11 protein-coding genes and 1 rRNA gene are annotated in these 12,087 nt (G+C 52.0%); 7 read left to right on the forward strand and 5 right to left on the reverse strand.

The genetic code is table 11. The features are described 5' to 3' along the window. Positions 1-8: 8 nt before the first annotated feature. On the reverse strand, positions 9-905 hold the full coding sequence (locus ACHHZ7_RS04300; protein ID WP_100247265.1) for a LysR family transcriptional regulator: 897 nt from the start codon (positions 903-905) through the stop codon (positions 9-11). Between the two features lie 102 nt (positions 906-1,007). Between ACHHZ7_RS04300 and eamB the strand changes: the two genes are divergently transcribed. Next, complete coding sequence (gene eamB, locus ACHHZ7_RS04305; protein WP_060683406.1) at positions 1,008-1,595, forward strand: cysteine/O-acetylserine transporter; 588 nt, start codon at positions 1,008-1,010, stop codon at positions 1,593-1,595. Positions 1,596-1,674: 79 nt separating this feature from the next. On the opposite strand, the gene grcA is transcribed toward eamB, so the two are convergent. Beyond that, entirely contained in the window at positions 1,675-2,058 is a 384-nt protein-coding gene (gene grcA, locus ACHHZ7_RS04310) for an autonomous glycyl radical cofactor GrcA (RefSeq protein ID WP_003037563.1), read from the reverse strand. A gap of 318 nt (positions 2,059-2,376) precedes the next feature. On the opposite strand from grcA, the gene ung reads away from it, so the two are divergent. Beyond that, entirely contained in the window at positions 2,377-3,066 is a 690-nt protein-coding gene (gene ung / locus ACHHZ7_RS04315; RefSeq protein WP_060683405.1) for a uracil-DNA glycosylase, read from the forward strand. 33 nt (positions 3,067-3,099) lie between these two features. Here the strand turns inward: ung and ACHHZ7_RS04320 are convergent, their stop codons facing one another. Beyond that, entirely contained in the window at positions 3,100-4,179 is a 1,080-nt protein-coding gene (locus tag ACHHZ7_RS04320) for a tRNA/rRNA methyltransferase (RefSeq protein WP_048234691.1), read from the reverse strand. Between the two features lie 207 nt (positions 4,180-4,386). Between ACHHZ7_RS04320 and trxC the strand changes: the two genes are divergently transcribed. From trxC to ACHHZ7_RS04345, 5 genes are all read left to right on the forward strand, one after another. Continuing rightward, positions 4,387-4,806, forward strand: a complete 420-nt coding sequence (gene trxC / locus ACHHZ7_RS04325) for a thioredoxin TrxC (RefSeq protein ID WP_008785506.1) — start codon at positions 4,387-4,389, stop codon at positions 4,804-4,806. Between the two features lie 69 nt (positions 4,807-4,875). Then, positions 4,876-5,574, forward strand: coding sequence for a tRNA-uridine aminocarboxypropyltransferase (tapT, locus tag ACHHZ7_RS04330; protein ID WP_003835347.1), 699 nt, complete (start codon positions 4,876-4,878; stop codon positions 5,572-5,574). A gap of 36 nt (positions 5,575-5,610) precedes the next feature. Continuing rightward, complete coding sequence (gene pat, locus ACHHZ7_RS04335) at positions 5,611-8,271, forward strand: protein lysine acetyltransferase (RefSeq protein ID WP_060683404.1); 2,661 nt, start codon at positions 5,611-5,613, stop codon at positions 8,269-8,271. 114 nt (positions 8,272-8,385) lie between these two features. Further along, positions 8,386-9,741: a CDP-diacylglycerol--serine O-phosphatidyltransferase gene (gene pssA / locus ACHHZ7_RS04340; protein ID WP_003835350.1), complete on the forward strand. Its 1,356-nt coding sequence runs from the start codon at positions 8,386-8,388 to the stop codon at positions 9,739-9,741. Positions 9,742-9,773: 32 nt separating this feature from the next. After that, positions 9,774-10,109 carry a YfiM family lipoprotein gene (locus tag ACHHZ7_RS04345; protein WP_008785509.1) on the forward strand — a complete coding sequence of 112 codons (336 nt, stop codon included), beginning with the start codon at positions 9,774-9,776 and terminating at the stop codon, positions 10,107-10,109. On the opposite strand, the gene ACHHZ7_RS04350 is transcribed toward ACHHZ7_RS04345, so the two are convergent. Both ACHHZ7_RS04350 and rrf read right to left on the reverse strand, forming a co-directional pair. Next, positions 10,106-11,404, reverse strand: coding sequence for an MFS transporter (locus ACHHZ7_RS04350; RefSeq protein ID WP_008785510.1), 1,299 nt, complete (start codon positions 11,402-11,404; stop codon positions 10,106-10,108). The two genes, ACHHZ7_RS04345 and ACHHZ7_RS04350, sit on opposite strands and share 4 nt — an antisense overlap. Before the next feature lie 557 nt (positions 11,405-11,961). Continuing rightward, positions 11,962-12,077, reverse strand: a 5S ribosomal RNA gene (gene rrf, locus ACHHZ7_RS04355). Positions 12,078-12,087: the final 10 nt, after the last annotated feature.

Raw genomic sequence — 12,087 nt, forward strand, 5'->3', positions numbered from 1 at the left:
CGGGCCATTTAGCCCGGCATTTTTTCACGTGATGCAAAACTCTCTTCAATGCACTCAAGAAACACCCGCATCGCCGGGCTAACGACTTTTCCGGCATGATAACCACACAATGCCGTAATTAACTCAGGTTGTTCACTGAACGGTAATTCAATCAACTCCCCTGAACGTAACTCTTTCTCGACGGCAAAATGCGGCAAAAAGCTGATCCCAAGATTTGCCGATACGCACTGCTTAATGCTTTCAATGCTCCATAACTCAATGGTATTTTCCAGCGTAATCTGTCGTTTACGCAGTAGCCCCTCGAAGCGTTGTCTGAAAATACATTGCGGCTCATTAATGATAAAACTGCAGGGAATGTGCTGGTTATGCTGAGTAAAATCAACGTGCTGAAGCAGTGGCGAAGCAACTAATGCCAGTGACTGATCGCCAAGCGGCATCAACTCCAGGGCATCGTCATTACCCACCCGATAAAAGACCCCCAGATCAACATCATCACTGAGCAATGCATCGCGAATGACATAACAGTTGAGCGACTGTAAAGACAGCCGCACATGGGGCGCACGTTGTTTAAATCGCTGTAAAACCTGCGGCATTTTATACGCCAGCAGCGTTTCGCCTGTTGCGACACGTAGATCGCCGCTCGGCTGCGCATCCTGATGTGCCGACTGTCGAATCGATGCCATCACGCGCGTCAGGTCATGGATATGCGGCATCAGCCGTTTTCCCTCACTGGTGAGACACATCCGGCGACCAATTTTTTCAAACAACTGCACCGAAAGCTCTTGCTCAAGCTGTTGAATATGAAAGGTAACCGTTGATTGCGTACAGCACAGTTTTTGTGATGCCCGCAGAAATGAGCCCTCTTCCACCACCGTTTTTAGCGTAATAAACCGACGTAAATCCATCCGCACCAACCCATCGAAAATATCGAATTCAGAATGCAAAAACATTCATTTTTTTAAATATTTAGTCTCGGGTACTGTCTATCAAAACAAAGGAGATAACAAGTGACCCCCACCCTTTTAAGTGCATTCTGGACCTATACATTGATTACCGCGCTAACTCCCGGACCAAACAACATCCTTGCGCTCAGTGCCGCGACGTCACACGGTTTTCGTCAGAGTACACGCGTACTGGCCGGAATGAGTCTGGGCTTTTTAATCGTCATGCTGATGTGCGCCGGGATTTCATTTTCACTGGCGGTCATGGATCCAGCCATCATCCATTGGCTTAGTTGGGCTGGGGCCGCTTATATCCTGTGGCTGGCGCTGAAGATCGCCACCAGCCCGACCTCGAACGATCGATTGCAGTCAGAGCCGATTAGCTTCTGGGCAAGTTTTGGCTTGCAGTTTGTTAACGTGAAAATCATTTTATACGGCATTACCGCGTTATCCACGTTTGTATTACCGTACACTCAGGACGCCCACTGGCTGATTGGGGTGAGTATTCTGTTAGCGCTGATAGGCACCTTCGGGAATGCCTGCTGGGCGCTGGCGGGCCATCTTTTTCAGCGCGTTTTTCACCGTTACGGTCGACAGTTGAATATCATTCTGGCGCTGCTGTTGGTGTATTGCGCGGTGAGGATCTTTTACTAACAGATGCAAAAAAGCGGAAGACGCACTGGCATCTTCCGCTTTTTGATTCTCTGCTAAACGGGGTTATTCCCCGTGAGCCTTACAGGCTCTCAGTAAAGGTACGAGCAATAACGTCGCGCTGCTGTTCTGGGGTCAGAGAGTTGAAACGCACTGCATAACCAGAAACACGGATGGTCAGCTGCGGATATTTTTCCGGATGCTTAACTGCATCTTCCAGCGTTTCGCGACGCAGAACGTTCACGTTCAGGTGCTGACCACCTTCCACGCGGACTTCCGGCTGTACGTCTACCGGTACTTCACGGTATTCGATTTCGCCCAGTTTGCTGACTGCAACAACTTCATCAGCATTGAAACCTGCTTTCGCAACGATGCAGCGAGCTTCGCCTTTTTCGCTGTCCAGCAGCCAGAAAGAGTTCAGCAGGTCGTCGTTTGCAGCTTTAGTAATCTGGATACCTGTAATCATTTGATGCCTCCCCGGCAAAATTATTTGATCTCGGTTGGCCGTCATCCGGCCAATTGGTAAAACCATTGTTGCTTGAGTGTATATATACCCCTCACACACCCTTGAATCTTTGATTTAAATCAACAAAAACCGCACATGGAAAGTGGTGATAGGTGGATTTTATTGTTTTACATCAACTTACGCCATGTGCGCAGCTAAACTTTTTACATAAATTTTCAACTATCTTTAAGGGGGTAGACCATTGAGTAACGTACAGAATTTTGCGACGTCGAAAGAAGCAGTTAAGCTAGGGGGATTGAAAATTCGCAGGAGAGCGAGATGGCCACCGAATTAACCTGGCACGATGTGCTGGCTGAAGAGAAACAGCAGCCTTATTTTGTTAACACGCTGCATACTGTTGCCGGCGAGCGTCAATCGGGAATGACAATTTATCCGCCGCAAAAAGATGTGTTTAACGCTTTTCGCTTTACCGAGCTTGGTGACGTGAAAGTCGTCATCCTGGGTCAGGATCCTTACCACGGTCCAGGCCAGGCACACGGTCTCGCGTTCTCTGTTCGCCCCGGCATTGCCACTCCACCCTCGTTGCTGAACATGTACAAAGAGCTGGAGGCAACGATTCCAGGCTTCACGCGCCCAACGCACGGATATCTGGAAAGCTGGGCACGCCAGGGGGTACTATTACTCAACACCGTACTCACCGTCCGCGCCGGCCAGGCACATTCTCATGCCAGCCTTGGGTGGGAAACATTTACCGATAAAGTCATCAGTCTGATTAACCAACATCGGGAAGACGTGGTTTTCCTGCTCTGGGGTTCTCACGCACAGAAGAAAGGCGCGATTATTGATACGCAGCGTCACCATGTGTTGAAAGCGCCCCACCCATCACCGCTCTCTGCGCATCGCGGTTTCTTTGGCTGCAATCACTTTGTACTGGCGAATGAATGGCTGGAACAACGAGGTGAAAAGCCAATTGACTGGATGCCGGTATTACCCGCAGAAAGCGAGTAAAAAAATGCCAGCGATTCGCTGGCATTTTTATTATCAGGCTTTGTTCTGACGCCACCACTCCGCGAGCAGCACGCCTGTTGCCACAGAAACGTTGAGCGTTTCTACCTTGCCAGTGCCGTCAATTGCAACGCACAGATCGTCGGCTGAGCATGCTGCTTCTGGCAGAGCTTCACGCTCACGCCCTAATACCAGCACCATTTTTTCCGGCAGCGTGGTAGTAAACAGCGGTTTGCCTTTCGCGCTTGAGGTCATCACAACCGTGTAACCCGCCTGGCGGAAGTCGTCCAGCACATCAACAATGCTGTCGCCGGTAATCGGCTGAACGTGCTCAGCTCCGCCTTCAGCGGTACGGATGGCCGCACCTGATTCCAGCAGCGCCGCATCCTGAACCACTACGCCTTTCACACCGAAGTGCGCGCAGCTACGCATCATGCCGCCCAGGTTATGCGGGTTAGCGATATCTTCCAGTGCCAGCACGCAATCCTGCGCCCCTGCCTGACCGACCCACTGCTTAACGGTAGTACCGTTACGTTTTTTGATCAGGAAACAGACGCCACCATGGTGTTCAGTGCCAGAGGCTTTCGCCAGCTCGGCTTCGTCAACCACGTGATAGGCTTTGCGGTTTGCCGCCATCCAGCGTAATGCTTCTTTAAAGCGCGGGGTTACGCTCTGAACAAACCAGGCGCGGACGATGGCGTCCGGACGACTCTGGAACAGAGCCTGACAGGCATTCTCACCGTAAACGCGGGTTTCTTCCGCACGCTGACGGCGTAATACTTCAGGATCGATAAAGCTCTTACCGCTAATACCACCGTGATCGGCTTTATCCGCTGCGTCATCATTCGGTGCGCGGGACACGGTACGCCACGGTGAATCTTCACGTCTGCGGTCACGTTCTACATCGCGGTCACGACCACGTTCACGACCGCGTTCGCTGTTCGGACCCTTTCGGTCATCACGGGCAGGGCGACGACCGCCTTCGGCTCGGGAAGTACCGGGGCGACCGCCGCCTTTGCCAGTACGTGGATTTTGGGTGCGTTTATCCGAGTCATCGTCACTGCGGACGTACATCACTTTGACCTTGCCGTTTTTGTTCTTCAGTTCGTCGCTCATGTTTTTCTCCACCTGCTCTGCGCGAAGCGCGCAGATTACCCGATGTGCACGTCGTTAGCCATTATTTCATTTAAAAGCTAAGGACTATTGTACTCATTGAATAAAACGCATTGTTGTTTAGAACAGACTCCCCGATAATATGTAACATAATAGAAACATACTGGCGTTCCTGCCGTGAAGTCCACTCCACTCATCCAGAGGTTAGTTATGAATACCGTTTGTACCAGCTGCCAGGCTATCAACCGCATCCCCGACGATCGTGTCCAGGAAGCGGCTAAATGCGGACGCTGTGGTCACGACCTGTTTGATGGGGAGGTGATCAATGCGACCGGTGAGACACTGGATAAACTGTTAAAAGACGATCTCCCGGTGGTCGTTGACTTTTGGGCCCCCTGGTGTGGTCCATGTCGTAACTTCGCCCCGATTTTTGAAGATGTCGCGGAAGAGCGTAGCGGTAAAGTGCGTTTTGTTAAAGTGAATACGGAAGCCGAGCGTGAACTCAGCGCCCGTTTCGGTATCCGCAGCATTCCGACCATTATGATTTTCAAAAAAGGGGAAATCGTCGACATGCTTAACGGCGCTGTACCAAAAGCCCCGTTTGATAGCTGGCTTAACGAATCATTATAATCTCTACGGGGCGCATCTTGTGCCCCGTTTTCACCTCTGCGACAATAGCGTTTTTCAACGTGTTTCCCCATGACCGATAACGCTGTTCTTCAGTTACGCGCTGAGCGCCTCGCGCGCGCCACGCGTCCTTTCCTTGCCCGAGGTAATCGCGTCCGCCGCTGTCAGCGCTGCCTGCTGCCGCAGAAACTCTGCTTGTGCGCAACGCTGGCACCCTCTGAGGCAAAAAGTCGCTTTTGTCTGGTGATGTTTGATACCGAGCCGATGAAGCCCAGCAACACGGGGCGTTTAATTGCTGATATTCTGCCCGATACCACGGCTTTTCAGTGGTCACGCACCGAGCCGCCGCAGGCGCTGCTGGAACTGGTGAAAAATCCGGATTACCAGCCGATGGTTGTATTCCCGGCCTCCTATGCGGGTGAAGAGCGTGAAGTGATTTTCACGCCACCAGCCGGTAAGCCACCATTGTTTATCATGCTCGACGGTACCTGGCCTGAGGCGCGTAAAATGTTCCGCAAAAGCCCGTACCTCGATAACCTACCGGTGATCTCCGTTGATTTATCACGCCTTTCAGCTTACCACCTGCGTGGCGTTCACGCTGAAGGGCAATATTGCACTGCCGAAGTGGCCATCGCCTTGTTGGATCTGGCGGGAGATACGCAAGCCGCAGAAGGGTTAAGCGATCATTTCACTCGCTTTAAAACCCGCTACCTGGCAGGAAAAACTCAACATCAGGGAAGCGTCACAGCAGATTCATCAGAAAACGTTTAAAATCATTCGGTCACTGGTGTCATTAAGGAAGCCGATATGAGTCAGCGTGGTCTGGAAGCACTACTGCGACCGAAATCCATTGCGGTGATTGGGGCGTCAATGAAGCCTAATCGCGCGGGTTACCTGATGATGCGTAACCTGCTTGCCGGCGGTTTCAATGGACCTGTTTTACCGGTGACGCCCGCATGGAAAGCGGTGCTGGGCGTACTGGCATGGCCCAATATCAACAGCCTGCCCTTTAGCCCGGATCTCGCCGTGTTGTGCACCAATGCCAGCCGTAACCTGGCGTTACTCGAAGCGCTTGGCGAGAAAGGCTGTAAAACCTGCATTATTCTCTCAGCTCCCGCGGCGCAGCACGCAGAGCTGCTGGCCTGCGCATCACGCTACAACATACGTTTGCTGGGCCCCAACAGCCTGGGACTTCTCGCGCCCTGGCAAGGGCTTAACGCCAGCTTTTCCCCCGTCCCGATTAAGCGCGGCAAGCTGGCTTTTATCTCTCAATCCGCTGCCGTATCCAATACCATACTCGACTGGGCACAGCAGAGAGAAATGGGCTTTTCTTACTTTATCGCGCTGGGTGATAGCCTGGATATCGACGTTGATGAGCTGCTGGATTACCTGGCGCGCGACAGCAAAACCAGCGCGATATTGCTGTATCTCGAGCATTTAAGTGATGCCCGACGCTTTGTTTCCGCCGCCCGCAGCGCCTCGCGCAATAAACCTATTTTGGTGATTAAGAGCGGTCGTAGTCCAGCGGCGCAGCGTTTACTGCATACCAGCGCCGGGATGGACCCTGCGTGGGATGCCGCTATTCAGCGTGCCGGTTTATTACGCGTGCAAGACACTCACGAGCTGTTTTCGGCGGTCGAAACCCTGAGCCACATGCGTCCACTACGTGGCGACAGGCTGATGATCATCAGCAATGGGGCCGCGCCTGCCGCACTGGCATTAGATGAACTGTGGTCAAAAAATGGCAAGTTGGCGACGTTGAATGAAGACACCTGCCAGAAATTACGCGATGCATTGCCTGAACATGTTGATATCGCCAACCCGCTGGATCTGCGTGATGACGCCAGCAGCGAACACTACGTTAAGACGCTGGATATTTTGCTCGCCAGCCAGGATTTCGACGCGCTGATGGTGATTCATTCACCCAGCGCAGCCGCTCCCGGAACCGAAAGCGCACTGGCATTGATTGAAGCGGTAAAGCATCACCCCCGAGGAAAATTCGTCTCGTTGCTGACCAACTGGTGCGGAGAGTTTTCCTCTCAGGAAGCCCGCAGACTGTTTAGCGAAGCCGGACTGCCCACCTACCGCACGCCGGAAGGTACCATCACCGCATTTATGCATATGGTGGAGTATCGGCGAAACCAGAAGCAGCTGCGGGAAACGCCTGCGCTGCCTGACAGCCTGACCTCCAACACCGCCGAAGCGCATAATCTGTTACAGCGGGCGATTGCTGAAGGAGCGACATCGCTTGATACCCATGAAGTGCAGCCGATTTTACAGGCTTATGGCTTACACACGCTGCCAACGTGGATCGCCAGCGACAGCGCGGAAGCCGTACACATCGCGGAGCAAATCGGCTACCCGGTGGCGCTCAAGCTGCGTTCTCCTGATATTCCGCATAAATCAGAAGTTCAGGGGGTGATGCTCTACCTGCGTACAGCCACTGAAGTGCAACAGGCCGCCAATGCAATTTTCGATCGGGTAAAAATGGCCTGGCCGCAGGCACGCATTCACGGCTTATTAGTGCAAAGTATGGCGAATCGCGCCGGCGCTCAGGAGCTTCGCGTCGTCGTTGAACACGACCCGGTATTTGGCCCGTTGATTATGCTGGGTGAAGGTGGTGTTGAGTGGCGACCGGAAGAGCAAGCCGTGGTGGCATTGCCGCCATTGAACATGAATCTGGCGCGTTATCTGGTGATCCAGGGGATCAAAAATAAAAAGATCCGCGCGCGCAGCGCACTGCGCCCTTTGGATATCGCCGGGTTGAGCCAACTTCTGGTGCAGGTCTCCAACCTGATCGTCGATTGCCCGGAAATTCAGCGTCTGGATATTCATCCGCTGCTGGCCTCGGCCGGAGAATTTACCGCGCTGGACGTTACGCTGGATATTGCCCCTTTCACGGGAGATAACGAAAGCAGACTGGCTGTACGTCCCTACCCTCATCAGCTTGAAGAGTGGGTGGAGTTGAAGAACGGCGAGCGCTGTCTGTTCCGCCCCATTTTGCCGGAGGATGAACCTCATCTTCAGCAGTTCATTTCTCAGGTGACAAAAGAAGATCTTTATTATCGCTATTTCAGTGAGATCAACGAATTTACCCACGAAGATTTAGCCAATATGACGCAGATCGACTACGATCGGGAAATGGCCTTTGTTGCGGTGCGTTGTAAAGATAATCACGAAGAGATCCTCGGCGTAACGCGAGCAATCTCGGATCCTGATAACGTAGACGCTGAGTTTGCCGTACTGGTTCGTTCCGATCTCAAAGGGCTTGGACTGGGTCGCCGATTGATGGAAAAATTAATTGCCTATACTCGAGATCACGGACTTATACGTTTGAATGGTATTACGATGCCGAACAATCGTGGGATGGTCGCCCTGGCCCGAAAACTCGGGTTTGTTGTTGACGTCCAGCTCGAAGAGGGAATTGTTGGGCTAACGCTTGATCTGGCCCAATGTGAGGAATCGTGAGTAAGGTACTGGAAATGTTGACCACATTAATGGGTACTGGTGGTATCATTGCCCGCTTATGTCGTCTGCATAGCACAGAGGACCCTTCAATGAACAGAGAAGAAATGCACTGTGATGTTGTCAAAATTTAAGCGTAATAAACATCAACAACACCTTGCCCAACTACCCAAGATTTCTCAGTCAGTTGATGATGTAGATTTCTTTTATGCTCCCGCTAATTTCAGGGAGACTCTGCTGGAAAAAATAGCCAGCGCGACGCGACGGATCTGCATTATTGCGCTGTACCTGGAACAGGATGACGGTGGTAAAGGCATACTTGACGCTCTCTATGCGGCAAAACGGCAGCGTCCTGAACTGGATGTCCGGGTGCTTGTCGACTGGCACCGAGCCCAGCGCGGTCGTATTGGTGCTGCGGCATCCAATACCAATGCTGACTGGTATTGCCGAATGGCGCAAGAAAACCCTGGTATCGATATTCCTGTCTATGGCGTTCCGATTAACACCCGCGAAGCGCTTGGCGTCCTGCATTTCAAAGGCTTTATCATTGATGACAGCGTCCTGTACAGTGGGGCCAGTCTGAACGATGTTTACCTGCATCAGCATGATAAATATCGCTATGACCGTTATCAGTTGATTCGCAACGCGCAAATGGCCGATATCATGTTCGATTGGGTGACGCAAAACCTGATGAACGGTCGCGGCGTTAACCGTCTTGATGATATCAACCGCCCTAAAAGCCCAGAAATTAAAAACGACATCCGCCTGTACCGTCAGGAACTGCGCGATGCGTCATTCCATTTTCAGGGTGATGCTGATAACGAACAGCTTTCGGTTACGCCTCTGGTGGGCCTTGGGAAATCCAGTCTGTTAAATAAGACCATTTTCCATCTTATGCCCTGCGCGGAGCACAAGCTTACAATCTGTACCCCTTATTTCAACCTTCCCGCCATACTGGTGCGCAATATCATTCAACTGCTGCGTGAAGGGAAAAAGGTTGAAATCATTGTCGGTGATAAAACCGCCAACGACTTTTTCATCCCGGAAGATGAGCCATTCAAGATCATCGGCGCGCTGCCTTATCTGTATGAAATAAATCTGCGCCGTTTCTTGAGCAGATTGCAGTATTACGTGAATACCGACCAGTTGGTCGTGCGCTTATGGAAAGATGATGACAATACCTATCATCTGAAAGGTATGTGGGTTGATGATAAATGGATGCTGCTCACCGGCAACAACCTTAACCCTCGCGCCTGGCGTCTGGATCTGGAAAACGCCATCCTTATTCACGATCCTAAGCAAGAGCTCACCCCTCAGCGCGATAAAGAGCTGGAGCTTATCCGTACGCATACTACCGTCGTTAAGCACTATCGCGACCTGCAAAGCATTGCTGACTATCCAGTCAAAGTGCGTAAGCTCATCCGTCGACTACGCCGTATTCGTATCGACAGATTAATTAGCCGTATTCTGTAATCAAGACCCCGTCCAGTGACGGGGTTTTTCATATGGAGGTAACGGTGCGCCTGTTCATTCTTACCAGTGTCCTTGCCATTTCGGGCTGCAGCCATATGGCTAACGACCAGTGGAGCGGGCAAGACAAAGCTCAACACTTCATCGCCTCCGCCATGCTTGCCGCAGCCGGCAATGAATATGCCCAACATCAGGGCAACAGCCGCGATCGCAGTGCGGCTATCGGCCTGATGTTCTCAGTCAGCCTGGGGGCGTCAAAAGAGCTATGGGACAGCCGTCCCGCTGGGAGCGGCTGGAGCTGGAAGGACTTCGCCTGGGATGTTGCAGGCGCATCTACCGGCTATGCGGTCTGGCAACTGGCACATTACTAGAGGCGCAGACCTTTCCCCTTCCCATGCAGCATTAGCGATACTAAAAACGCAACTACTGCCAGCGCAGTGACGTACCAGAAGAATGTCGTTTCCATACCAACAGACTTCAGGGACAACGCGACATATTCGGCTGAACCGCCAAACAGCGCATTGGCCACCGCATAAGATAAGCCGACCCCAAGAGCGCGCACCTGCGCCGGGAACATTTCAGCCTTCAGAATACCGCTAATTGACGTATAGAAACTGACGATTAACAGAGCACACATCACCAGAGCAAACGCCATATACGGGGATGTTACGCTTTGCAATGCTGTCAGAATGGGAACGGTGAAAATCGCGGCCAACGCGCCAAAACACAGCATTGAAGTACGCCGGCCAATTTTGTCTGACAAGGCGCCGAACAGCGGTTGTACCAGCATGAACACACACAGTGCCGCCGTCATAATCCCGCTGGCTACGTTGGCATGCATACCGGCTGTGTTAACCAGGTACTTCTGCATATAGGTTGTGAACGTGTAAAAACACAACGAACCCGCGGCGGTAAAGCCAAGCACCATGACAAAAGCTTTGCGATTACGCCACAGACCTTTCAGGGAACCCGCTTCTTTCAGCGCGCGAACATCCTGTTTCGAGGTTTCATCCAGTTGGCGACGCAGCCATAGCGCAACTATAGCCAGCACGGCGCCCAACGCAAATGGAATACGCCAACCCCACTCTCTGAGCGCTGAGTCTTCTAACGTGTGCTGTAATATGACCACAACCAGCAATGCCAGTAACTGTCCGCCGATTAACGTTACGTACTGGAATGAAGCATAAAAACCTTTCTTACCTTCAACGGCGACTTCACTCATATACGTCGCGCTGGTTCCGTATTCACCACCGACAGATAACCCCTGGAATAGCCTTGCCAGCAGTAATAGCGCAGGCGCCCAGGTACCGATAGTTTCATATCCCGGTAGACAAGCGATCACCAACGATCCCATGCACATCATACAAACGGACAGCAACATGGACTTTTTACGCCCGTGCTTATCCGCGATACGGCCAAACAGCCAGCCTCCAATTGGTCGCATCAAGAAGCCAGCGGCAAAAACGCCGGCGGTTTGTAAGAGTTGTGTGGTGGTATTTCCTGATGGAAAAAAGATATGAGCAAAATAAAGAGAGCAGAATGAATAGATATAGAAATCAAACCATTCGACCAGATTCCCTGATGATGCTCCGACAATCGCCCATATACGACGACGGGTATCGCCGTCTGCCAGCGCCCCGTTCTCAGTTACACTACTATCAGCCATTAGAATTGTACCCCTGCCAACGATCGCGTGAATTTATCAATGATGGTCGTGTGTTTTTTAGTGAATAGAATGTTATATAATTGTTATATCTTATTGTGCGGTAAAGATCACGATTTTAATTAGCAGAGAAAGGATTCAGATATGTTCGAGGGAGAGATCCGTGTAGTAGATCGAGACAGTGTGCTTTTGTTGGTCGATTAAGGCTGTTACGCCGCATCCGGCAATGTACCACCGTGTTGCCTGATGCGCTACGCTTATCAGGCCTACAAAATACGTTCAGCCCGGCCCCTGCAGGCCGGATAAGGCGGCACGCCGCATCCGGCGGTTTTCATCCCGCACAGACGCAAAAAAGCCCATCCGTCAGGATGGGCTTCTTCACTAAATTAATGCCTGGCAGTTTATGGCGGGCGTCCTGCCCGCCACCCTCCGGGCCGTTGCTGCGCAACGTTCAAATCCGCTCCCGGCGGATTTGTCCTCCTCAGGAGAGCGCTCACCGACAGACAACAGATAAAACAAAAGGCCCAGTCTTTCGACTGAGCCTTTCGCTTTTATTTGATGCCTGGCAGTTCCCTACTCTCGCATGGGGAGACCCCACACTACCATCGGCGCTACGGCGTTTCACTTCTGAGTTCGGCATGGGGTCAGGTGGGACCACCGCGCTACAGCCGCCAGGCAAATTCTGT

This window comes from Citrobacter freundii complex sp. 2024EL-00216 (assembly GCF_043945515.1).
Lineage (GTDB): Bacteria > Pseudomonadota > Gammaproteobacteria > Enterobacterales > Enterobacteriaceae > Citrobacter > Citrobacter portucalensis.